At 39.5% G+C, this 23,432-nt stretch carries 28 protein-coding genes, 1 pseudogene and 1 riboswitch; of the genes and pseudogenes, 20 read left to right on the forward strand and 9 right to left on the reverse strand.

Going from position 1 to position 23,432, the window contains the following annotated elements; genetic code table 11:
* Positions 1 to 13 precede the first annotated feature (13 nt).
* The 13 genes from CHH48_RS00445 (at position 14) to CHH48_RS00500 (ending at position 7,199) form a co-directional block, all read left to right on the forward strand.
* Entirely contained in the window at positions 14 to 352 is a 339-nt protein-coding gene (locus CHH48_RS00445; RefSeq protein WP_095217401.1) for a chorismate synthase, read from the forward strand.
* Between the two features lie 3 nt (positions 353 to 355).
* Positions 356 to 658, forward strand: a complete 303-nt coding sequence (locus tag CHH48_RS00450) for a WXG100 family type VII secretion target (protein WP_095217402.1) — start codon at positions 356 to 358, stop codon at positions 656 to 658.
* A complete protein-coding gene (locus CHH48_RS00455) occupies positions 655 to 1,362 on the forward strand; it encodes a DUF5081 family protein (protein ID WP_095217403.1) in 708 nt (235 codons plus the stop codon). The genes CHH48_RS00450 and CHH48_RS00455 overlap by 4 nt, the downstream gene beginning before the upstream one ends.
* Positions 1,363 to 1,671 carry a hypothetical protein gene (locus CHH48_RS00460; RefSeq protein WP_095217404.1) on the forward strand — a complete coding sequence of 103 codons (309 nt, stop codon included), beginning with the start codon at positions 1,363 to 1,365 and terminating at the stop codon, positions 1,669 to 1,671.
* A gap of 3 nt (positions 1,672 to 1,674) precedes the next feature.
* Positions 1,675 to 3,591, forward strand: a complete 1,917-nt coding sequence (locus tag CHH48_RS00465; protein WP_095217405.1) for a hypothetical protein — start codon at positions 1,675 to 1,677, stop codon at positions 3,589 to 3,591.
* Between the two features lie 13 nt (positions 3,592 to 3,604).
* Entirely contained in the window at positions 3,605 to 3,991 is a 387-nt protein-coding gene (locus CHH48_RS00470; protein WP_095217406.1) for a hypothetical protein, read from the forward strand.
* Positions 3,992 to 4,097: 106 nt separating this feature from the next.
* The gene (locus CHH48_RS00475; RefSeq protein WP_141230036.1) at positions 4,098 to 4,340 is read left to right on the forward strand and encodes a hypothetical protein; all 243 of its coding nucleotides are present in this window, start codon (positions 4,098 to 4,100) and stop codon (positions 4,338 to 4,340) included.
* An 11-nt stretch (positions 4,341 to 4,351) separates the two neighbouring features.
* On the forward strand, positions 4,352 to 4,480 hold the full coding sequence (locus CHH48_RS19680) for a hypothetical protein (RefSeq protein WP_255212153.1): 129 nt from the start codon (positions 4,352 to 4,354) through the stop codon (positions 4,478 to 4,480).
* A 10-nt stretch (positions 4,481 to 4,490) separates the two neighbouring features.
* Positions 4,491 to 4,715: a hypothetical protein gene (locus CHH48_RS00480; RefSeq protein ID WP_141230037.1), complete on the forward strand. Its 225-nt coding sequence runs from the start codon at positions 4,491 to 4,493 to the stop codon at positions 4,713 to 4,715.
* Between the two features lie 302 nt (positions 4,716 to 5,017).
* Positions 5,018 to 5,626, forward strand: a complete 609-nt coding sequence (locus tag CHH48_RS00485) for a hypothetical protein (RefSeq protein ID WP_095267084.1) — start codon at positions 5,018 to 5,020, stop codon at positions 5,624 to 5,626.
* A gap of 51 nt (positions 5,627 to 5,677) precedes the next feature.
* The gene (locus tag CHH48_RS00490; RefSeq protein WP_095217411.1) at positions 5,678 to 5,875 is read left to right on the forward strand and encodes a hypothetical protein; all 198 of its coding nucleotides are present in this window, start codon (positions 5,678 to 5,680) and stop codon (positions 5,873 to 5,875) included.
* 626 nt (positions 5,876 to 6,501) lie between these two features.
* Positions 6,502 to 6,762, forward strand: a complete 261-nt coding sequence (locus CHH48_RS00495) for a hypothetical protein (protein ID WP_095217412.1) — start codon at positions 6,502 to 6,504, stop codon at positions 6,760 to 6,762.
* A gap of 38 nt (positions 6,763 to 6,800) precedes the next feature.
* Positions 6,801 to 7,199: a hypothetical protein gene (locus CHH48_RS00500; RefSeq protein ID WP_245840422.1), complete on the forward strand. Its 399-nt coding sequence runs from the start codon at positions 6,801 to 6,803 to the stop codon at positions 7,197 to 7,199.
* Between the two features lie 59 nt (positions 7,200 to 7,258).
* Here CHH48_RS00500 and CHH48_RS00505 read toward each other — a convergent pair whose 3' ends face one another.
* Genes CHH48_RS00505 through CHH48_RS00525 form a run of 5 tightly spaced genes read right to left on the reverse strand, consistent with a single transcriptional unit; the run spans position 7,259 to position 11,480 of the window.
* On the reverse strand, positions 7,259 to 7,921 hold the full coding sequence (locus tag CHH48_RS00505; RefSeq protein WP_095217448.1) for an SOS response-associated peptidase: 663 nt from the start codon (positions 7,919 to 7,921) through the stop codon (positions 7,259 to 7,261).
* A 41-nt stretch (positions 7,922 to 7,962) separates the two neighbouring features.
* A complete protein-coding gene (locus CHH48_RS00510; RefSeq protein ID WP_175074899.1) occupies positions 7,963 to 8,700 on the reverse strand; it encodes an energy-coupling factor transporter transmembrane component T family protein in 738 nt (245 codons plus the stop codon).
* Positions 8,687 to 10,300, reverse strand: coding sequence for an ABC transporter ATP-binding protein (locus CHH48_RS00515; RefSeq protein ID WP_095217414.1), 1,614 nt, complete (start codon positions 10,298 to 10,300; stop codon positions 8,687 to 8,689). The genes CHH48_RS00510 and CHH48_RS00515 overlap by 14 nt, the downstream gene beginning before the upstream one ends.
* Complete coding sequence (locus CHH48_RS00520) at positions 10,297 to 10,875, reverse strand: ECF transporter S component (RefSeq protein ID WP_095217415.1); 579 nt, start codon at positions 10,873 to 10,875, stop codon at positions 10,297 to 10,299. The genes CHH48_RS00515 and CHH48_RS00520 overlap by 4 nt, the downstream gene beginning before the upstream one ends.
* Positions 10,872 to 11,480 (reverse strand): YkoF family thiamine/hydroxymethylpyrimidine-binding protein, encoded by a 609-nt coding sequence (locus tag CHH48_RS00525; protein WP_095217416.1) that lies wholly within the window; start codon positions 11,478 to 11,480, stop codon positions 10,872 to 10,874. Before CHH48_RS00525 ends, CHH48_RS00520 begins: the two co-directional genes overlap by 4 nt.
* Before the next feature lie 79 nt (positions 11,481 to 11,559).
* Positions 11,560 to 11,664: riboswitch (TPP riboswitch) on the reverse strand.
* 178 nt (positions 11,665 to 11,842) lie between these two features.
* On the opposite strand from CHH48_RS00525, the gene CHH48_RS00530 reads away from it, so the two are divergent.
* Entirely contained in the window at positions 11,843 to 12,787 is a 945-nt protein-coding gene (locus CHH48_RS00530) for a magnesium transporter CorA family protein (protein WP_176466495.1), read from the forward strand.
* 67 nt (positions 12,788 to 12,854) lie between these two features.
* Here CHH48_RS00530 and CHH48_RS00535 read toward each other — a convergent pair whose 3' ends face one another.
* Positions 12,855 to 14,414: a BCCT family transporter gene (locus tag CHH48_RS00535; protein WP_095217418.1), complete on the reverse strand. Its 1,560-nt coding sequence runs from the start codon at positions 14,412 to 14,414 to the stop codon at positions 12,855 to 12,857.
* Positions 14,415 to 14,647: 233 nt separating this feature from the next.
* Between CHH48_RS00535 and CHH48_RS00540 the strand changes: the two genes are divergently transcribed.
* Positions 14,648 to 15,913, forward strand: coding sequence for an erythromycin esterase family protein (locus CHH48_RS00540; RefSeq protein WP_095217419.1), 1,266 nt, complete (start codon positions 14,648 to 14,650; stop codon positions 15,911 to 15,913).
* A gap of 103 nt (positions 15,914 to 16,016) precedes the next feature.
* Here CHH48_RS00540 and CHH48_RS00545 read toward each other — a convergent pair whose 3' ends face one another.
* The 3 genes from CHH48_RS00545 to CHH48_RS00555 form a co-directional block, all read right to left on the reverse strand.
* Positions 16,017 to 16,769 (reverse strand): PAS domain S-box protein, encoded by a 753-nt coding sequence (locus tag CHH48_RS00545; protein ID WP_095217420.1) that lies wholly within the window; start codon positions 16,767 to 16,769, stop codon positions 16,017 to 16,019.
* 157 nt (positions 16,770 to 16,926) lie between these two features.
* A complete protein-coding gene (locus tag CHH48_RS00550; RefSeq protein ID WP_095217421.1) occupies positions 16,927 to 17,151 on the reverse strand; it encodes a sulfurtransferase TusA family protein in 225 nt (74 codons plus the stop codon).
* A gap of 14 nt (positions 17,152 to 17,165) precedes the next feature.
* Positions 17,166 to 18,227 carry a YeeE/YedE family protein gene (locus CHH48_RS00555; RefSeq protein ID WP_176466496.1) on the reverse strand — a complete coding sequence of 354 codons (1,062 nt, stop codon included), beginning with the start codon at positions 18,225 to 18,227 and terminating at the stop codon, positions 17,166 to 17,168.
* Between the two features lie 265 nt (positions 18,228 to 18,492).
* Here CHH48_RS00555 and CHH48_RS00560 point away from each other — a divergent pair, with 265 nt between their 5' ends.
* From CHH48_RS00560 to CHH48_RS00580, 5 genes and pseudogenes are all read left to right on the forward strand, one after another.
* Complete coding sequence (locus tag CHH48_RS00560) at positions 18,493 to 18,930, forward strand: immunoglobulin-like domain-containing protein (RefSeq protein WP_095217422.1); 438 nt, start codon at positions 18,493 to 18,495, stop codon at positions 18,928 to 18,930.
* A gap of 15 nt (positions 18,931 to 18,945) precedes the next feature.
* A complete protein-coding gene (locus tag CHH48_RS00565; protein ID WP_095217423.1) occupies positions 18,946 to 19,833 on the forward strand; it encodes a TIGR01777 family oxidoreductase in 888 nt (295 codons plus the stop codon).
* A 272-nt stretch (positions 19,834 to 20,105) separates the two neighbouring features.
* Positions 20,106 to 21,560, forward strand: a pseudogene (locus tag CHH48_RS00570) (glycoside hydrolase family 30 protein); the annotation flags it as partial.
* 692 nt (positions 21,561 to 22,252) lie between these two features.
* Entirely contained in the window at positions 22,253 to 22,738 is a 486-nt protein-coding gene (locus tag CHH48_RS00575; RefSeq protein ID WP_095217424.1) for a DinB family protein, read from the forward strand.
* 287 nt (positions 22,739 to 23,025) lie between these two features.
* On the forward strand, positions 23,026 to 23,346 hold the full coding sequence (locus CHH48_RS00580; RefSeq protein WP_255212154.1) for an RDD family protein: 321 nt from the start codon (positions 23,026 to 23,028) through the stop codon (positions 23,344 to 23,346).
* Positions 23,347 to 23,432: the final 86 nt, after the last annotated feature.

Genomic DNA, 23,432 nt, shown 5'->3' on the forward strand with positions numbered 1-23,432 from the left:
AAGGAGTAGAGACATGTCGTTTTTATGGTTTAAAACAGATACGGAAGCGAAAAGGGATGAGTACTTAAAGCTGTACCATAAGCTCGAGGATGCAAAGACGGAACATGACAAATTGGTCAGTGAAGCGGAGTCCTATTTTTCATCTTATAAAGGAAGCACACCATGTATGACGGAAGATGCTATTCCAAGTAGTGACTTCATTCCAGCACAAGAACGACTTAACAAAAAGCTGACAGATTACTTGGATGACGAAAAAGAACACCGCAGTAAGCTTGTTACGGCTAGTGACAGGGCATACGAACGGTATCTTCATTACAAACGAAAAGCAATGGACGAGGCGAAGGAGGACTAAAGCGTGGCGAAGGATGTGATTATTGATCAAGCTGAATTGGACACAGCCAAATCATCAGCAGCAAAGCTGAAAGAATCTCTGGATAATACCTATTCTCAAGGGGAAGCTCTGCTTTCCCTTGTACAGGGTTCAAAGTGGGAAGGGAAGTCGCGTGACAGCTTCCTTGCCTACTTGGAGCTGCTTCTTCAGTATCATGCTGATCTTAAGGATGCAGCTTCCCTGCAAAAGAAGGCACTAGACAATATCGCTGATTATCAGGCAGACTTCCAAAACGACAAATTGGTGAAGGAAGTGAAAAGTCTATGACCCAGACGGATAAGGATACTTTTGATGTTACCGAACTGTATTTGCTAGCTGCAGCGTTTGATGCAGAAGCTCTATTTGGCTTGCCCGATAAAAAACTTTATCAGCTTCAGGGAGAAGAACCGTGGAGTCAGGCATATGCAAAGCTTAAAAATAAAGGCGTTTTTGATAAGGAAGGTTCTCTTACAAAATCTGGCGGTGTCATTATTAAGACCTTGTATACATACTTTTTTAGCCAGAAATATGTCCGGATCAACAACCTGATGTTTGCTTTCAAGGAAAAAGAAGCGGAAGAAGTCATCATCCTTGCTGAAACAGCTGATAAGACCTACAAACTTTACGTCATGGACAAACCACTTGTCCTGAAACTGCTTGGAGAGAAAATACCACTGCTGAATCGTGAACCAGTTGAAGCGGAAAAGAATTTCCTGCAACGAGAGCTGTCGGCTGAGGATAGGGAAGCTATTAAAGAACTGGATGTGACGAACGATATCGTCAATATAGAGCTATTCCATCCTCGTGTGAAACCGCAAATCAGCACGAACCCAAATCATTATCAGCAATGGCTTGTGCTTTCAAAAGAGGACAGACTGATCATGATTGATACGACGCAGAAGCAGTATTACCAAGCGAGCCAATACTGGTTCTTGAAAGTCTTGTTCGATGCGCTGGACTTCCCGTATCGGCAGAAAGTGGGGTTAAGGTAAATGGCAGGCAGTGGAGCAATCACGGTCGATCCGATAGAGATCACTGATATTTATAAGCAGCTCATCGCTATTATGGAAGATTTACAGTCTAATGCTGTACCAGCGATTGAGAACATAAAAAATACAAAATTCTATCAAGAAGGAAAGGCAATGGAGGCTATCGAGGCTTATCCGGAAGCGAATGATAAGTTCTTGGAGCTACAGGATCATTATGCACGTATTTCCTCCTTGGTAATTGATACTCTGAACACGATGATCGAAACAGACGAAGCGATCGCTTTGAAAATCATTGATGCATTGGAGGTGTAAAGCTTGGACGTTAAATATCGGAGCAGTCAATGGGAAAAAACAAGGGACAGCCTGCGCAACCTGATCGGACTTGGTGCTTGGGGCAAGGGCATGATCGATACGATGAAGGATATTACGGACAACTTGGACGAAGCAAGCGAGAAGGTAGCGAAGTATGATTCTGACGGTGTTGTCTCGTTCTCTTATACAAGCGATAAAGATAAGTATCAGCGCTTGTTTGAGGACTTCAAAGTATTAGAAGATTATAGTGGAAGTGTTGGAGATATCGTGGAGGACAAAATAGATCAGCCTTTTTATGAAGACATAGATGAATTTGTCCAGAAAGTTCGTGATTCTTCCATATCCAACTATACGACCAAGAACCATATCGGTGCAACCGAAACAATTCCAATCTCTTATTACGGATCCTATCAGGAATACACGACAGAGAAAACAGAAATCACCATGGATGATATACTAAGCGGGGATAACTATTACGCTGAGCAGATCAAAGCATCATTTGAGGAATGGAAGGTACAGAATCCGGATGAAGATATAAGCTATGAGGATTACCGCACTGCTGCCGTTAATACGCGAGCCTTTGAATATGAATCAATCGAGGATGGACAGTTTACAAAAGAGTTTTGGGTAAACATAGCAGCCCTCGTCGTCATCGTTGGCGTAACAGTTGTATGTCCGCCTGCTGGTGCAGTATTAGGAGCAGCTTATGCGACGGTGGAAATGGGTAGTGCGATCTCAGGAAAAGACTGGGCTTCCGGCCGAGAGCTGGATACCACGGAACGCTGGACGCGAGGTATACTCGCACCTATTGACATACTGCCAGTTGGAAAAGCTGTCACAACCTTTACCGGGACTGCTCGTACGACCAGTAAGGTAATTGATGTGGGGCAATCTGCAAGCAAAATAAATAAAACGAACTCAGCGGTGAAACAAGTCGATAACGTAATCGAGTTGAAAATTCCAGCAGAAAGACTGCATGCGAAAACACCTAGTACGGGAAGTGCAGCAGGACAAGCAGATAATGTTGTCAGTCTGACAGAACATGCAAATAAGCAGACGGCTAATAGACTTCGTAATAGTCAATGGGCTGTGAAGGAACAGGATAAAGTGCAAGAGTTGCAGATGGTGGCTGGTGCTGAGCAATTAACAGCAGGGAATACAGAACCTATCTTAATGGGGAAAGGCACTTCAAATCCTGGGCTTAATAATTCAAGCTCAGGTGAAGTTATATCGAGCACAAGTGATTTTATATCATATCAAGGGAAAATCAATTCTAAAGTTAATAATGATATTAGTAATATTCCAGTTAGTTATAAAAGATATTTAGAAGAAAATATCGGTGATTACAGTTTAACATATAATGATTTCCAACAACTTAAGCTCAAACCTGTAGCAGAATTAACAGACGAAGAGTTGAAAACTATTAAGGCTATACGTGATGCGATTCCTCATCCAACATCTGATACTTATTTACAAAAGACAATCCCAATCTCTGACGTTGATAAATATTTGGATGGTAGTTACAAAGAAATCGGGGGCTATGTTGCCAAATTAGATGATGTAGATCATATCAAAGACTATGAGGATGTGGTTGAATCATTCAGGTTAGATTACACTACATGGGATGGATCAAGGCCATATCCTGAAGGCGGAAACGCTTATGGTAAAATTAAATTCAAATCAGATGATGTGGATGATATAGGAATACCATATGGAGAGAGATTAGGAGGTACTAATAATGACGGCCCTCCTTGTACACTAAATGGTTTCACAGGTTCGAGAAATAACGAGGTGATTCCTGAGTGGGTATTTAATCAACGGCGCTTACCCAAAGTTGGCGCAGAGTTATACGTAGTTGAAGATGGTGTCGAACGATTAGTGGGTATTTTTAATGGTAAATCTTTTGTATCCACCAAATGATGGAGGTATTACTATGGTGAAAAAAGGGTACTTTGGTAAATACAAAGGCATAGAGTATGAGGTAACTAGAGATATGCAAAATAGATTTCTGATAATGACAGATGATTTATCTAAAACTACAAGTGATTTTGTAGATCTTTATAACAGTGGTGTCTACACAAAAGAAATAAACCAGAATGAACTGAGTGAATACTATAAGATAGAGTCTTATGTAAATTATAAAGGACACAAATTTGGAGTAAGTACGTCAGAGTTAAATGGAAAAGTACTTATTGGTACAACAGACAGTATATTGGCTGAACAGCTCAATTTTGAAAGAACTGACAAATATTATTATGAAAAGTGGATTTCTAAGGATGATGTAACAATTATCGAGGAAAGAAAGGATATTACAACTTAACAATTAAAGAATAATAGAGTATGCCTAAGAAGGTATGCTCTTTTTGCTTAATAGGTTGAACAATGCTGCGGTTTTCCTTCTATTTAAGACAAAGGAAGACGAAAGAATGGAAATACCTCACTCAACTTCATTAAGTAATTCATCTTATGCTAGAGAAAATATTAGCTATCCACAAACGAGAAACGGGTTTACAACTGCAAGAGATGGTAGTTTAATACCAGAATACGAGGCAAGCGGCTTTATGAAACCGCAGAATGGAGCAGAATTATATTCCGTTATAGATGGAAAGGAAACTCTCGTAGGGGTTTACGGTGACAGATTAGAAAGATTCACAAAGGTGCAGAATTAGGAGGAATTATCATGATTAGAAGAGGTGTGTATTGCGAATACAATGGTTATGAATTTCGTTTAAACCATAGATCAGATGGAACCCATGAGATTGTTACAAAAGATAGAATGAAAATAGATGCTTCATTTATACTTTTATAAGAAAGTAAATTTGAAGGAGTTAGAAAGTGTATATACTATTGATACTTATGCAGTGTACAAAGGTGGTATTCTCTTAGTTACTCGTGTTATTGAAGACCACCAAATAGAATTGTATACGAATGATTCAGATTTAGCTAATTCTTACAGTATGAATCAAATCAATAAGAATGAATTTATAAAAGCCGTACCTAAGTCAGAAGTAGAAATCTATGAAGAAAAGAAAAAATTAAATTGACTAAACGTAGATTCACTTAACTTCTTAATTAGAAGGTGACTTTAGTATACTTTGACGCAACAATTAGTATAAGTAGTCAGTTTAGGATTTCTTTTCTTCTGCACTGATGGAAAATAAAGATATTTTCTCTGCTAAACAATAAAAACTGAATTGGTAAAAGGAGTATGTCAATTGCATGCTTCTATTGCAATTAGTTAGGAAGCAATTTGATTGAGATCAGTAAGGTGAAGGATAGCAATTTAAATTATTAATCTAGACCTTACTCCAGAACATAGTAGCCACTACATAAAGGAGTATAAAATATGGACTTAAGTGGTGTATATAATTTAATTAATAGTGAATTCAAAGTAATTCAAAGAGATAAAGATATTATTTGTGTTGCATCATTGAATGGAGAGAATTATCCTGAAACTACTATTAAGTTAACCTTAAATAAAGTAAGTAATTTTTATGAAATATTTGAAGTTGTTAGAGGAAATGAATACAAAGTAGATGAATTTACAGATGAATATAAATCAATATTGGCATTATATATCTTTTCAAAGAATAAGTTGGAAGTAAGAAAATATGATGTAAATGTTCATAATGAGATTGAGAATGCATCATCATTAAATTATATTCAAAAGATATTCAAAAACAATTTAGATGAGCAATATTATTCTTTTTTAGTACTAAAGCCAAATAGAATAATTTTAGAAAAAAGCTCAAATGATAGGTATAATGTATTGTTTCTTGGAAAGAGTGACTCAAAAGTTTATATAGATAAATCAAGAAAATTAAATAGTGCTGCGGGCGTTCAATTTAATTTTTCTTTAAAATTAAAGCTATTTTATGATCTTATAGATGTAATTGAGGTAAAAACGGATTCTGATTTTATAGAAACTCTAAAGACATTATATCTTTTAGGTTGAAGATTTCTTTGAAAAGAATTTAGGGACTTTAGAATTGAGTATGGGGTGAACATGAGAAATAATATCTTTGCATTATATAACGGAACAGAATATGCTGCAGGTATTAAAGCAGATGGACGGATTATTTTACGTTCAGAAAGATTCACGGATGAATTATTTGAATTTGATAAGAAAACGATTGCCGATAATACTATATATATAAGTATGTCCATCAAAATGAAATCGAACAAATTTATAAGAAACGGATAGAAGCTACTTATAAGGGTAATAAATTTGAAGTAGTTGAAACAAAAGGTGATATGATATCCATTGTTACTATGACTGGTGATTATAAGATTTGGGAAAAATTAAGCATGAATCTTATAGATAACGGTATCTATCAGAAGTGGATAAATAAAGATGATGCGATTATCAATGAAATAAAAAACATTATTTTAATGTAATTCTAAATGAGAAATAAACCTTGATTGTTCTTTAACTTTCAAGGTTTATTTTTATATTAACCAAGTACGATAATTTGTCGATGGACTTGGGTGATATTTTTCTTTGTTCCTTTATAGAAGGAAATCAAATAATGCTTTATACAAGGGATGTACCTCTTGGCCAAAAGTATATGATGAATTTGAGGGATAAGGATGAATTTTATCTTCGTGTATATCTGGAAGAGTAGATGAGATAATTCAAACTTGGAAGTCATTTTCTAATATCAGTTATAGTAATTTGTGAGGTTCACTTTCATTAGTTCATGTAAAACAAAAACTTTTAAGGTATCTGAATATCTTACATTCTTTATTTGGGATATCGGTGTAGATAATAGTTCTTGATTATTGTATGTAACTTTTTTAAAGACTTAAAACAAACTTATGAGGTGATTTATGATTAAGGCTGATTTTAAAAGGAAAATTCAAGATAACGATCTAAATTTAGGTGAGTATCAGATTGAGTTGGACTTTATTACAGATGCACCTTATGTGATGGGGTGTTGTTTTGATGGAGGAGTATGGAAAGTGTATAAAACTCGTGAACGGCTAGGACACTATATTATTAAGGAATATAAGAATGAGTCGGACGCTTTTCATTGTTTATATGAACTTGTGTTAGAACAGCATAGAAGAACAATTAGTATCGAAACATAAATGTAGGATGCATAAAATAATAGAATGAAAACGAAAAGGTGTTGTTATTGAAAAGGGGTTACTACGGGAAATTAAACTATACAGAGTACAAATTAACTAAAGATATGGATGGCAACTTAAAGATACTAACTCAGGATAAAAGTAAGATTGATGATACTTTTGTAGATAAGTATCAGAGTGGCGTTTACACAAAAGTAGTAGAACCAAATGAATTAAAAGATTGTGTAAAGATACAAGTCTACGGAGATATTCAAGGTAAAAAAGTTGAAGTTTTAAAGGAAAGAAATGATAAATACCAGGTTAGCACTGGTTCATTACTAATAGGAGAGGAATTGAAGCTGCCTAGAATAGATAGAGATACATGGCTTGGATGGGTACCTAAATCTGAAGTTAAACTAATTTTAGAGGAAACTCCATTTGATCCAAAAAGATTCTAGGCCAATATATTGAGTATGCAATTTACTGTAAAAAAAAGCATGCCCCCGGCATGCTCCTTTCACAATGGATTGATCAATTCCTCACTATTATTCCTCGGCGAATTCACCAGCGTCGAGACAGGGTAAGCAGTCAATTCCTCGGAATAAGGTTTCAGCAATGGCAGCAGTTTGTCAGGGTCTTGCAGTTCCCGATCAAGCCAGATGTCCTGAGAAGCAGCGGAGAGAATAACCGGCATACGGTTATGGATCTGCTGCATGAAGCTGTTTGCTTCGGTTGTGATGATGGTGCAGGTGAAGATGTTGCTGCCATCTTCATCCTGCCATTTCTCCCATAGCCCAGCGAATGTGAGAGGGGTTTTATCTTTGCGCTGGATGCGCATGGGCTGCTTTTTACCGTCTTTTGTTTTCCATTCGTAGAAGCTGTCGGCGGGAATAAGGCAGCGCTGTTTCTGAAATCCTTTCTTGAAGCTGCGTTTTTCCAGAAGAGTTTCGGCTCTGGCGTTGATCATTTTGCTGCCTATTTTTTTATCTGGTGCCCATGGCGGGATGAGACCCCAGCGCAGTGTTCCGAGCCGTCGTTTGTTACCGTCATGAATGACGGCTGCAATTTGCTGCGTTGGTGCGATATTGTAGCTTGGTTCTAATGCTTCCATCTCTGAGACAGCATCATAGGTTCGCAGGAGCTCTTCCCAGGGAGTGAGTAATGTAAATCTGCCGCACATCTTCATCTCTCCTTTTTTCTCCATTATAACCCTTCTGCCTGCTACTGAAACGATTTGGAAACAATGATACATAGCGCAATGGCGCCAAGCATGACGGCTGCAAATATCCAATCTGTCCAACTTGTATTATACGTACGGTAAAATGTGCGGTCTCTTTCTCCTGTGAAGCCTTTGGATTCCATGGCTATGGCAGTTCGTTCAGCTTTGCGGATCGCACTTGCCAGCAGGGGAATCGTGTATTGTTTATATCTGCTGAATCTGCTTGTTTTCGTTTTGGCTCCCCGAATAAGATGTGCAGAGCGGATCGTTGTTAACTCATCTTTTAATAAAGGCAAAAAGCGATAGCCAGCTAAAATACCGTACGCCAGCTTTGGTGAAACACGGCACTGTTGAATCAGACTTAAAATAAACGCCACTTTATCTGTCGTCAGGACAAATAGCAAGGACAGCGTGCTATAGCTGAATACACGGATAGCCAAGGCTAGTGCATCTTGCACGGTTTCTCTCGGTAGCTCCCAAAGGAGGAACTGCTGCGTGATGGAGGGATTCTCCGGTGTCTTTGCAAACAGCAGTGTTGACACAAGCATGCCGACTGCGAAAAGGGTGAAAGGGAGCAGATATAGAAGATACTTCTTGATTTGCACCTTTCCAAACAGCAATGTAACGGCAATCGTCCAGCCAATGTATAAAAGCAGTGCCAATGGATCAAAGAGGAAAGCAATGACGATCGCAGCTATCGTCACTGTCCCTGCTTTGATGCTAGGATTAATATGATGCATAGAGACTGTCCTCCTGTGTCCGCTTATTATAAGCTTCTTTTGCGGGAAGGGAGAGTCCATAGTCTGACAGATCTTTTCTCTTCCAAATTCCTGCAGGCTGGTCATCTGCTACTATACGCCCTTGATCCACAATCAACACGCGCGAAGCAAAACGATCGACCAGTTCCATATCATGTGTAATCATGACAATGGTGCACCCGCGTTGATGATGTCTCCAGATTAAATCCATCAGTACTTCAGTAGTATGGCTGTCTTGACCGAATGTTGGTTCATCAAGCACGAGCAGTTGAGGCTTTTGAACAAGCATGGTCGATACACTGAGCCGTCGTTTTTGACCTTGGCTCAAGGTGAATGGATGCTTATCGGCTTGTGCAGCTAACTGGATATCCTCCAAGACCCTCTGAATTTCATCCGCGTTTACTGCCTGTCCGAAGGCGATTTCATTCCAAACAGAGTCTGTAAGAAACTGATGCTCAGGATTTTGAAATACATAACCGATTTGCTGGTAGAGTTCATTTGTTTTCCAACGACGTAACTTCTTTCCGAGAACTTCGATATCTCCGGCTGTGGGCTTCAGCAATCCAGTAATTTGCCGGGAAAGAAGCGTCTTTCCGCTGCCGTTTTTCCCTGTAATAGCCAGGAATTCTCCGTGCTTAATAGTAAGAGCAGGGATATCCAGCAAGACCTTTTCTTTATTGCGAAAAACAGCATTCTCCACTTGAATGATTTGCTCTTTCTTCTGCAAAACCTCTGAAGTTTTCGTCTGAAACTGCAAATCAGGAGGGAGAAGGTCAATTGTAAGCGGCCAGGGCTTTGGAAGCTGTGCTTGCTTGGCAAGAAGAGCTGCTTCTGGCAGCCAAATGCCGCGCTGCTGTAGCTCCTCGTCATACATGTTTACTGCCTCACTCAAGTCTCCGTCAAAGAATAATGATCCATCTTGGTCCAGCAGCATCGTCCGGTTAATAATAGGCAGCCAGTAGTCAATGTTGTGCTCAATAATCAGAAGTGTGATCTCCTGCTCTTCTTTTAGGTGACGGATTGTTTCAACAAGGTCCTTGCTCGCAGCCGGATCCAGATTAGCTGTCGGTTCATCTAAAATGAGCAACCGAGGCTCCAGTGCCAGAACTGCTGCAAGTGCCAGCTTCTGTTTCTGCCCGCCGGAAAGGGTGTGGATTTGATCTTTTTTCCGATGCTGCAAACCGACAAGGGAGAGGACTCGATCGATTTCTGACTCCATCAAATCCGGAGATATTTTCTTATTTTCTAAGCCGAAGGCAATTTCATCCTCTACTGTCAGCATGCAGAATTGCGTTTCTGGATCCTGAAATACAGTTCCAACCTCTAAATTGATTTTTCCGCTTTTGAAGTCCTCGATCTTGGATCCTGCGAAGTAGATACTACCGCTCATCTTCCCATCCAGTTCTTTTGGATACAACCCGTTTAAACAGTATGTGAGTGTGCTCTTTCCAGACCCGCTTGGTCCCAGCAGGAGTATGCTTTCTCCTTCTTGGACCGTAAAACTCAAATCATCTAAGGTAGGCGTGCTCTCTTCCTCAAATGTGACGGTCAGTTGGTCAACTTCCAGTAGAGCCTGTGTCATCCTGCTTTTCGCTGGCGATATGTTTTACCGAGCGGGAAGCTCGTCAATGTGCCAGTTTTCGCCAGCGCCTCACTGATTGCTTTGCCGATCAAACCACTTATAACAGCTCCACTGATGATTCGTACAACAAGCATAAGCACAACGTAAGAAGGGTCAAGAGCTACAAAACCACCTCGGAAATAACCCCAGATGAAACTTGTAATGGCAGCCCCAATACCAGCACCCATTAATACAAGAACATGATAAGAACGATAGCGTGTCAGGGCAAATGCTGCTTCAGCTCCAAGACCTTGTACGACAGCAGAGAGAATAACGATAGGTCCGACACTGCTGCCAATCAGCACTTCGACAACTCCGGCAATCGTTTCCGAGACAAGAGCAACACCGGGTTTTTGGATGATATAAGCAGCTACGATCGAGACAAGGAACCATACCCCGAAGATTATATCAGTTCCGATCGGTCCGATTAGTCCCATCATGACGACGTTGACTGGCAGGAATAGGAGATAAACAATGCCGAACACGACAGCGAGCGCTGCCATGACGACTATATCTTTCATTCTCCAGTTTTTCATTTGATTCCACCCTTTGCAGATGGACTGTTGGCTGACATTGTCACTGTCATAACTGTATGGGATGAACCTGAGTTTTCAGTTTCAGTAAAGACATGCTCCAAACCTTCAAAAACATCAATACTATTACCATCAAGGCGAGTGGAATAATGAGACTTGGAAACAGTTATTCCGTGGGAACGCATGTTTCCAATTTGACTGTAGATGGTATCCATATAATTTCCGCCGCCCAAAGGATATAGCGAGAATTTGGAAGCTGTCTCAAGCTTTATATCTTTTACATTCGGAAGGTTTAGCTTTGTTTCGTCCTCGGCCATATAGACATCCCCAGTAGAATCACCGGGACATCCAATTGAATATGTACCATTGAACACAACATGATGACCATCTTTAGCTGCTGCTAAGAAAATAGCAGAGGTGACATCGAATACGTGCGGAATTCTCCCACGCACTAATGTTGTGACATCGTCGGTCTCAATCCAAACTTTTGACGTATCTACGGTTCTCAGCGCCTCTAGAATGATTTCTTTGAATCTGTCTGCCATCGGATAAACCGAAAAACTGCAGCCGGCAATCCGGCTAGTTCCGCAATAATTTTGTATTTCCATAATGATTCCTCCTATTTTTTTGCATATAAAAAGCGACGGCACCATAGGGCGCAGTCGCAGAATATACAAAAAGAATAGGACAATTCTGGCTGCACTTCCCCACGCTGGTATTATCCAGATCGAGTTCAAAGGGTCAGAATCACATGATTCCTCTCAGCCGTTACCAGCTCCCCCAGTGCGTCGCTTATGCAATTGATAGCTCTATAGTAAAAAAGATAGCTGGATTTGTAAAGGGTTTCTTACTGAAAGATTCTGATTTCTCCCTGAAGTAAGGTCTAAGATTCTCTAGAAAATAGAAAGAAGTGAGAGGGTTATCCCACCAACTGTAAGGGAAATAGAAAAGAAAAATGGAGGGGAGAATTATGGAGAAGCACGCTTTTTCGGATGCTGTTTGGGAGTGGGTGCAACTCGATTGGAAGAAGGATATGGAGAGAGAGAACGAGTTAAAACCGTACACTCAGAATATACAATGGTTAGAACATGTACAGGCTTCAGACACAAATAGTCTGCAAATGGAAACGACCGATGAAAATTCATTGGCTCTTTGGGGCTCTCTTATCTATGTGCAAGAAGCAGACAAGGAGGAGGAAAGCCATCTTTTTCACTTCTTCGTAAAAGAGAACACGCTCTTGACAACAGCACTTGATTTCAGTCTTTTATCAACGACAACCAAAGATGAGATCCTCGCGAAAATGCATATTGCGGACAATGCGGTTGAGGGATTCATGATACTCCTTGGTGAAATCATTTCAGCTTTCTTACATAAAATGGATCAATATGAAGTCAGATTGAACGATCTCCTTTGGCAGGTCAAGAAGAACAACGACACAAAACTACTTAATAAGATAGCAGAAAACAGACATGAAATATTAGTATGGAAAAACTTTTTGATTCCATTTGTAGAGGTTAAGACTGGCGTAGTGGAAGCATTTGGGGAGAAGTATACAGACAATATACATTATAAGCGGACAAATTACCGATTCGACCGCTGTCAGAACCTTGTGCGAGCTTATGAAGAAGAAATCAGAGGTTTGATTGACTTTGAAGATGTTGTCTCTTCCTTTAGAGGCAATGAAATAATGAAGACACTTACTGTCATAACAGTACTGTTTACGCCAGTTATGGCATTGGGTGCATTATGGGGTATGAATTTTGACAATATGCCAGAATTGAAATGGAAATTTGGTTATGCTGGAGCGCTGTTCCTGATCGTCTTTTCGACTATTCTCGTATATTGGTTCTTAAAAGCAAAGGGATGGACTGGCGATATGCTAAAGTCCAGAAAGAAACAGAAATATGTAGATTAACGAATGTCTATAAAAAAAGAGTGAGGAGAAGCGAGTGTTCTCTTCACTCCACAAATAATTCAGGATCTTATTTTGCTTTATTTTTTTCGTTGTTTGCAGCTTTTTCTATGCGTCTAAAGCGCCTCAAATCAGCCTTCCGCACAGGAAGTGGTTCATCCTTCAGCAATTTAACCATACTGATAATCAGCAGGAGCATAAGTATCGTAAACGGGAGTGCAGAAATGAGTGATGCGGTCTGCAATGCATCCAGCCCGCCAGCATAAAGAAGGACACCTGCAATGGCTGCCATTAAGAGCCCCCAAATCACTTTCATATACAATGGAGGATTCAGGTTTCCATAGCTTGTCATACTTGCCAAAATATAAGTGGCTGAATCTGCTGAAGTAACTAAAAAAGTAAATATGAGAAGGATTGCTAGTACAGAAATAATTTGGGTCAGTGGCAAGTATTCAAACACCTGAAACAAGGAGGAATTCAAATCATTATTAACAGCTTCTGCGATCGCAGTTCCATTATTCAAGTCGCTGTAAAGTGCTGTACCTCCAAATACGGCAATCCATAAGCATGCGATTGCTGGTGGTATGACCATTACACCGATAATGTATTCACGAATTGTCCTGCCTCGCGAAACACGTGCTACAAAAGCCCCTACAAATGGAGACCATGCAATTGCCCAAGCCCAGTAAAAGATGGTCCAGTCAAGTACCCATTCACCACCCTGATAGGGCTGTAAACGTAGGCTGTACGGAATAAACTGCGTAAAATAATCTCCAAGTGCCACCACAAATGTATCCAATATAAAAACAGTTGGTCCAGTGAAAAATACAAACACCAGTAATAACAAAGCAATTCCCAGGTTCAGATTACTTAAATAGGCTATTCCTTTGCTAATGCCGGTTGCAGATGAAATTAAATATGCAATGAGCATGGCAGCGATGATCAGGAATTGAATTCCAATAGAGTTGCTCGTTCCGAATACAGCATTCAATCCGCCGTTCATCTGCAAGACGCCTAATCCGACAGAGGTAGCAATCCCCATTACTGTTGCAATGACTGCCAGGGAATCAATGGTTTCTTTAACTGCTGTTTTTTTTCCGGTTACGGGTTCCAGTGCTGTAGATACTAGGCCGTCCTTCTTTTTTCTGAACTGCAAAAAACCGATGACAAGACCGACAATTGCAAAAACTGACCACTGACTGATTCCCCAGTGAAAGAAGGAATACCCCATTGCAACTCTGGCTGCTTCTTCAGTCTGTGCTTCTTGCCCGCGAAAAGGGGATGTGAAAAAGTGGCTCATTGGTTCTGCTACTCCCCAAAAAACCAAGCCTGCGCCAAAGCCAGCTGAAAATAGCATACCGATCCAAGTAAAGAATCGAAACTCAGGCCTTTCCTTTTCTCCGCCAAGACGAATTGTGCCGTATTTACTAATTGCCAGACCGACTAAGAATACAATTACGATGAATACAGCCAATAAATAAAGCCAACCGAAATTTACAGTAGTGAAACGAAATAGACGACCGGCTGCGGCCCCAAACGCTTTAGGTATAATAGCGCCTATTAAAACCAGAGCAAGAATGACGAGAGAAGAAACAATGAATACGGGATTTTTCCAAACTTGTTTATTCATGACTACCTCCTAATATGTATCTAGTAACGAATACCCAATGAAAAGATACGTAAACCGAAAATTTATTCACCTAAAAATAATGGTGAAAATGTAGTGATACTGAAATCTCTGCTATTCGTGTACTTTAAAAGAATCTACAAAGGATTATTTGAAAAAAGAAGTAACAATCAAAGAATTTTTTTGAAGCGTTTATCACAAAGTAAGACATACTTTAAAGTGAAAGATGGGTTTATATGGAGCAAAAAGTCATACAATCGATCAAAAAATATGCCGTTCCATTAACAGGTGAAGCAGATTTGAATATCATAAGGGGAAAAACCGATAAAGCAAGGTTTGTTTTGCTGGGAGAAGCATCCCATGGGACTTCTGAGTTTTATACGGTACGTGCTGAAATAACTAAAAAGCTGATCACCGAGAAAGGATTTACATTTGTAGCAGTAGAAGGAGACTGGCCGGCTTGTCAGGCAGTAAACCGCTATATTAAGGGCTATGATACTGTAAGCGAATCTGCTCGGGAAGTTCTCAGCAGTTTTAATCGTTGGCCGACATGGATGTGGGCGAATGAAGAAATTCTCGATTTAATTGAGTGGATGAAGGATTTTAACGAGAATCCTGATGTCCAGCCAAAGGTTGGCTTTTATGGAATAGATATGTACAGTCTCTGGGAATCGATGGAAGAAGTTATTTCCTACTTAACGAAGATTGACTCACCCGATGTAGAAATCGCAAAGAAAGCATTTACTTGTTTTGAACCATTTAACAGGGACAACCAGGAATATGCTGTATCTGCCGGTCTGTATTCCGAAGGCTGTATTGACGAAGTCGCCAAGCTTTTGGCAACGATACAAAAAAAGAAAGACCAATATCCATGTGAAGAAGAGCTAAGTCTTAATTTAGAAGTAAATGCACTCGTAGCTTATAATGCAGAGCATTATTATCGCGCAATGGTTGTTCGAGATGAAGAATCATGGAATATAAGAGATAAACATATGGTACATGCTCTGGACGAGGTAATGAAGTTTTATGGATCAAAAGGTAAGGCGATTGTATGGGAGCATAACACACATGTTGGAGACGCCCGGGCTACAGATATGGCGCATAACGGTATGGTCAATGTAGGAGAGCTAATACGGGAGCAAAATGCTCCTGAGGATGTATATGTAATAGGATTCGGTACGCACAAAGGAACTGTAATAGCAGCAGATGAATGGGGAGTCAATCATGATGTTAAGATTGTTCCAAAAGCGGTTAGAGGATCCTGGGAAGATCTTATGCATCGAGCTGGAGCATTCGATAAGATGCTCTTTTTCGATAAAGAAAATGAACATTTATTCCAACAGAAAATCGGACATCGAGCTATCGGAGTAGTGTATCGGCCAGAGTTTGAACAGTTTGGTAATTATGTGCCCTCTCATATGGCCCAGCGGTATGATGGGTTTATCTATATTGATGAAACGAATGCCTTAAGGCCTTTGGCAGTCGAGATGGTTTTGCTTTAAGGTAGTATATTTCAGAGGAGTCGATATAATTTCGACTCCTCTTTGAATATAATCAAGTTTCCTGCCTGAACTGCTTTATTAGTATAAGAGGAAAAACTCCAAATCAATGTACTCCAAGGTAATCTAAAGCATCCTTTACGGTAGACATTGTTGGTGAAGATAACAAGCTAAGATCCATTTCAACTGCTTCTATCGCAAGCTCTGGTCTTATACCAGTAAAGATAGACTTTATACCGAGCAAAGAGAGAACGTGATTAATCTTGAAGAGATAATCTGTTACAACTTTGTCCAATCGTAATATACCTGAGAAATCAATAATTAAACATTGCACATCCTGCTGCTTTGCCTTAAGAGGAACCAGTTGTAATAACTGTCTTGCTCGCTCTTCGTTAATTGAACCAACTAATGGTAAAATGGCTATCCCGTTTAAAAGGGGCACGAGGGTAGCTGAAAGTTCATTGATTTGGTTCATCATTTCCCTGTTTTTTCTCTCAGCTTCTTTTTTATCAGAGATATCTCTGACATATGTTTGAATTGCCTTCGTATCCTCAATGAAAACAGGATGACAGTATAATTCAACATCTGCTGTTGTACCGTCCAGTTTGAAGATAGATTCCTCAATCACTTCAGCGGGCTTGGCATATGCTGATTGAATTCTTTTATGTATCGTTGATTTTGAACTTTCATGAAAAATATCTAATGGACTTGCTCCGATGATATCTTCACGATTTCCTTTAAAAAAGACCTCAGCAGCATGGTTAATATAAATTATCTTTAGATCTGTATGTACAATTAAGGGATCCAATGAATATTCAATAACTTCGCGGTAATTAATTTTCGATATGTCTTCACTCATTTTTATCCCCTCCTAGTGAAAGTATAGTGAACTTTGGATACGTTAACAAGTCAAGTATCATATGCATCGAGTTTACAAAGGAAAAATATAGCTGCTAATCATTTCTACTTATAGAAAAAAATTGCAGAGAATCAAGAAGCTTCTCTGCAATCTTCTTTTATTTCTTTTTAATTGTAATAGTCCAGGCAGCTTCACCTAATTGCTCATATGCGGTCACTTCATGACCTGCTTCCGCTGCCCAGCGGGGGATGGATTCAGTTCCTTGCGTACAATCAAATTGTACTTCCAGCTCATCGCCTGTTTGGATTTCTTTAATCGCTTCTTTTGCTTCTACTAGCGGGAAGGGACAAACCATTCCCATTACTTCCAATGTTTTTTTCATTCTATACACTCCTTTTAAGCAGTTGCTGCTTGTGCCGTTTGGCTGGTTTTTTTTCGTGGCCGTACAAATACAAAGTATGACGCAGTCCATGTGCCTAACATCATGAACCCTAAAGAGATCCATCCTTGCCATGTCATCATGGCGGTCATAACTAGACCGTTTCCGATAGAGCAGCCACCAGCTAAACCAGCTCCGAATCCCATCATTAATCCACCACTAAAACTATTGATAGTCGTTTTGAGGTCAGGAAGTCGGAATCTGAATTCACCACTCATTTTTGCTGCAAATAGAGAACCTAAGAAAATTCCGAGTACGAGGAATACACCCCAATTGATGAAACTTAGTTCTCCTGTAACTAAGTATTGCAGAATATTAGCGGATGGTGTTGTGATGCCTAATCCAGCAATCCGACCGGTAGCGACACTTAAAGGCCACGCAAGGATGGCAATGAGTCCGATAAGAATTGCAGTTACAAATGGATGCCAGCGTTTTTCGAAAAGAATATGTGCAAGGCCGGTTTTTTTCGGTTTTAACCCGGGGATTTTAACCGTCGGTTTTCTTAAAGTGCGGAATACAATGAATCCGACAACGGCAACAAGAACAGCAATTAAAATCCAGTTATTCAATCCTAATGTTACAGCAATAGAGTTTGATTCAACTTGTATCTCTTTTACAGCTGTGTCAAATGGAAGCAATACACCTGACTTCATCATTGCAGCTACAAGCATATAGCCAGCCAATGCAATCCAGCTGCCGATCAATCCTTCTCCTGCGCGGTACCAAGTGCCTGTTGCGCAACCGCCAGCAAATATAATGCCGATACCGAATATAAAGGATCCAATGATTACAGCAACAATCGGCAACGAACCGGCACTAAATTCGAATACCCCTAAACTGATTAATGTATACACTCCAACACTTTGGATGGCTATTGCAATCAACAATGCATAAAACATGCGATTATCTTTCGCTAAATACATATCGCGAAAGCCCCCTGTTAAACAAAAACGTCCGCGCTGCATCACAAATCCAAGCAGCCCTCCGCATAGTAAACCTGTTAAAATCATTTGAAGCATGTAAGCACCTCTCTTATTCCGAGTATTCTTATAGGTTTTATAATAATGTTTAGCTACTTCGGAATCAACCCCTAATTTTTTATTCTGAATTTATTAGTAAGAGAAATGATACCAACAAGGATACAAGTAGAGCCGATCAGCTTTACAGCACCTGCCGACTGTTTGATAGGATGAGCTACTATCGTATCCAGGATTGGTTAGTTTAAATTGGGTATTTTTGTAAGGTTATAATTATGATAAAGTTTGTTTATAAAGGGGGAGTAAGTTGAAGAAAATCATTTTTCTATTGTTATTGGTCTTTATAGCAGGTTGTGAGACAGAGCTTGAGCCAAGTAAGTATGCAGATGAATTGAAGTCTGCAAAGGACATACTGCTCGAAATAGAAGATGACAGCTTAAAAACGGAAGATGGTTTTAAATTTCATATAAAAAACAATAGCGAATATCCCATTGCTATAGGTCGTGAATATGTACTTGAAATATATGATAAGAAGAAAGAAGAATGGTTACAGATACCGTTTAAAGACAATATGGGTTTTCAAGAGGATGGCATATTCATTGATTCTGGTACTGAAATAAGCTTTTTTGCATCGTTCGATATTTTCAATTACAACTTTCCAAAGGGTGATTACCGCATTATAAAGGTTCTGTCTTCAGAAGGAGATGGAATTTTATTGTATGATGATTTCAAAATTGATAAGTAAGAGAGGAGTCAGTATATGAAAAAAGTGGTTATAGCTGGAGGTACAGGTTTTATCGGGGAATTCTTTCAAAAGAGATTTCAGGAATTAGGATACGATGTCAGCATTATCTCAAGGCAAAAACAACATATCCATTGGAAAGATGGATTGTCCATTCAAAGAGCATTGGAAGGCGCCGAACTTCTCATCAACCTGGCAGGGAAATCTGTGAATTGCCGATACAATGAAACAAATAAGCAAGAAATTATGAATTCTCGGGTAGCAACAACGAAAATATTAGGGGAAGCTTTACAGTCCTGCAGCAATCCTCCTGAATTATGGGTTAATAGCAGTACAGCAACCATTTATCGTCACGCTGAAGATCGTCCGATGACAGAAGCAGATGGGGAAATAGGTGCGGGCTTTTCTGTCGATGTTGCTACGAAATGGGAGGATACATTCTTTTCATATAAACTGCCTCAAACAAGACAAATAGCTTTGCGCATAGCTATTGTGTTGGGTAAAGGCGGCGGAGTCATGACTCCGTACCGTAATTTAGTGCGTTTCGGTTTGGGTGGCATTCAGGGTTCAGGAAAGCAGATGTTTAGCTGGATACATATTGAAGACTTATTCCAAATTCTACTCTTCTTGAGAGATAAGAAAGAGCTGAGCGGTGTTTTCAATTGTTCTGCACCACAACCTGTTACAAACCGAGAATTGATGCATAAACTGAGAAATGAAATGAATGCTCCACTTGGTTTACCTGCACCGAAATGGATACTGGAGATAGGGTCTATATTCATTCGGACTGAAACAGAGTTGGTACTGAAAAGCCGTTGGGTCATTCCTGATCGATTAGAACGTGAAGGTTACAACTTCAGATTTAAAACACTTGAACATACGTTACAAGACATTTTGCATGCATGAACTGTCTGCAAGAATAAAACTTCGGGTTACGATGTATCTTCTTATGAAAAGATATTGTACTTGAACAGAATTCGCTAGAAATGAAATTCAGAGAAATGTAACCAATGTTTACTAACATCCTAAAAGAACTTCTACAGAGGTTCTTTTATCTTTTAAATGCTAAATAACTTAGTAAACAATTCAGGAGCTTGGTACCTACAAAATGTAAGCGCTTTATTTTATGATGAATAGTATAGTGAATGGCTTACCAATTGAAGGGAAGGATGTAGCCAATGCGTTTACTTAAGCGAATTTCGAAACCTTTTTTCATTGTTCTTATTGCTTTTCTTATTATGTCGATGAATCCTGGCTTAAAGCAGGCCAAAACTAAGCAAGAAGAAGTGAAGGTATGGTTTAGCTCAGAAAATGCTCCGGCTGACAGAAGCTGGTACGATGGACCAAAAGAAATAACATATAAGTTGGATCAGCAGCAATCTATCAACATAACGAAAGAAGAGGAAATCAACGGGACAACAATCTTTGTAGACCCAGACAATCAGTATCAGGAGATGCTTGGGGTTGGTACTTCTTTAGAGGAGTCATCTATTTATAACTTGTCTAAAATGGCTCCAGGTAAGCGAAAACAAGTGCTGAAAGAGCTGTTTGATCCCAAAAAAGGAATTGGAATGGATGTTATTCGGATCACGATTGGAACCTCGGATTTTACCGCACAAGATGCATTTTATACCTATAATGATATTCCTATCACAGAGACAGATTATGATTTAAGCGAGTTTTCGATTCAGCGTGATATTGACTTAAATATCGTTTCTACCCTAAAGGAAGCATTAAAGATAAATCCAGACATCAAAATATTTGCCTCACCTTGGAGTCCCCCAGCTTGGATGAAAACGAATAACAGCTTAATTGGCGGGCGGTTAGAAGAAAAGAATACAGAAGTACTTGCAGCTTATTATCGGAAATTCGTCCAATCATACGAAGCACAGGGAATTCCAATCTATGCGATGACAATGCAAAATGAACCGCTGCTGGAGATCGATTATCCGAGTATGTATATGCCACCGGAACAGCAAAGAGAACTGGCGACTTTACTTCGAAATGAACTCGATACCCATCATTTAGATACAAAACTATGGACATTTGATCATAACTTTACTGAAGCTTGGGATTACGTTACAACCGTTTTCGAAGACGAAGCAGCAGATGCATCGATAGATGGAATCGCATTTCACGATTATGCCGGTGACCCTAAATTAATGAGAGAAATTAGTCGTGCTTATTCGGATAAATCCATTCATCTTACTGAAAGGTCTGTCTGGGGGACTGCTGGAGCAGATCGGATTGCGCAATATTTTAGAAATGGTGCAGCAAGCTACAATGCATGGGTAACGATGCTTGATAGTAATATCAACACCCATCATTGGATCGGTACTCCTGATCCAACAATGTTGATTCAGAATGCAGAAAACGTAAATAAGTATTGGAAGATACCAATCTATTATATGACTGGTAATTACTCAAAGTTTGTTGATCGTGGTGCGAAGCGGATTGACAGTAACTACGGATCTCGTGATTCCGTTACAAATGTTTCTTTTTTAAATCCCGACAATTCCATCGTAACAGTGGTTATCAATCAGACAGGCAAAGCTCAAAAGTTCAGGGTTGTATCAGAAGGAAAGCAATTTGCTGCTACACTGCCAGCAGGAACAGTAGGGACCTATGAATGGCCGCGTCCTTCACAACAGGAAAACGATAATCTGATCGAAAACGGCAGCTTTGAAACAGGAACGTTAGATCAGTGGACGGAAAGAAATAATGGTGTTTCAGCACATAAAGCAGATGCAGATGAACCTTTTACTGGCATTTACAAACTTACACACTGGCACTCGGATGCTTATCAGCAGCAAAGCGCACAAAGGATTACAAACGTACCGGATGGCACCTATGAGGCAAGCGTTGGGTTCGCTCAGGCGGGGGTCAGAATAAACTGCACTTCTATGCAAATGATTACAGTGGAGGTAAAAAAATAACTGAAATAGGCTCAAGCCCAGTGACAAGTTATACAAAGTACAAAATCGATGATATTCAGATTACCAACGGACAGGTTGAAGTTGGAGTATGTTCTGACGCTAAAGCTGGTAATTGGGCTGCATTTGACAGATTTGAACTAAAACAACTGAAATAAACAAGTAATCCATTAAAGGACTGCTTTTAGAGTGGTCCTTTTTATCTTCAATAGATATGAGATGGCAGTTTAATTGCTTATTTGTATCCTGTTGTATTACTTTACCCTCTCATAGGGCAAATAAATTAAACAAGGAATTCAGCTAAGACATGCAGAAAAAGTAGTTAGGTAATGTTTGGTATTGCTCTAGTATTTTGTCACCGTTTAATTATCTCCAAACTGGGAGGGGCTTCTTTGCAATTATTTTTTAAATATAACTGGATGGTTAGAGATGAATGGTATCAATGGTGTGAAGACTTGAATGAAGAAGAACTGCTACTAGACCGTACGGGTGGAAAGGGAAGTATATTACATACACTTTTCCATATAGTTGATGTCGAATGGAGCTGGATTCGTCTCATACAAGACAAAACCGACTTCCAGGACAGCTTCGATGCTTATAAGAGCTTGAAAAAGGTTCGAGAATTGAACGCTAATTTTCATTTAGAAGTAGAAAGCTTTGTTAACAAATGGGATGCTAATATGGAGGGACGTATATTTTACGATACCTTATCCGATGGAAGCGTTGTGACGGATACTTGGGGTGAAGTCATGCGACATATTATTGCTCATGAAATTCATCATATCGGACAACTATCAATATGGGCAAGGGAAATCGGAAAAAGCCCAGTTTCTGCAAACTTCATAGGGCGGGGTCTTTCTTCGTACTCCAATAAATAACACTGCATGTAATGCCTTTTGGAACGTCATACGTAGACTTTAAATATTTTTAAAATGGACCTGCTGGTGAACTATTCTATTCACCAGCAGGTCCATTTTTTTGCCTAAACATTTATGTCCAGTTTCCTTTTTAGCTGCATCAAGAAATGGAATTATATGTTAAAGTTATTTGAGGGGGGAGTTATCTTAATGTATGAATTTAATCGTGCAGGATTTGGAATCAGGTTTTTCGCTAGTATCATCGACATGTTTATCCTTATATTCCTATCAGTATCCTGCTCTACTTTATACAGGGGGAATTTTCTACTGAATGGTCAGATGGCTACTTATGGGATATTGGATATGTTATATATTTGACAGTACTTCCTGTTCTATGGAAAGGATATGTCATTGGAAAGCGACTTATGGGAATTAAAATAAAACGAACAGACGGTGGAGATGTTACTTTTGCCAACATGATTCTTAGAGAGGTTATTGGCAATGGACTGCTGGTGTTTGTTACTTTAGGTATATCCTTACTGATTAGTGCTGTTATGGTGCTTGTGATGGAGGATAGGCGGGGTCTTCATGATTTGATAGGCGGTACTTATGTAGTTTACAGCCGATAATTAAGGAATGATTGATTTCTCAATTGCATAAGGGATAAAGTTAAGCTTATAACTGTCTGAGTATCTGTATTTGATTACAGATGAAT

The organism is Terribacillus saccharophilus (assembly GCF_002272075.1).
In the GTDB taxonomy this organism is placed as follows: domain Bacteria; phylum Bacillota; class Bacilli; order Bacillales; family Amphibacillaceae; genus Terribacillus; species Terribacillus saccharophilus_A.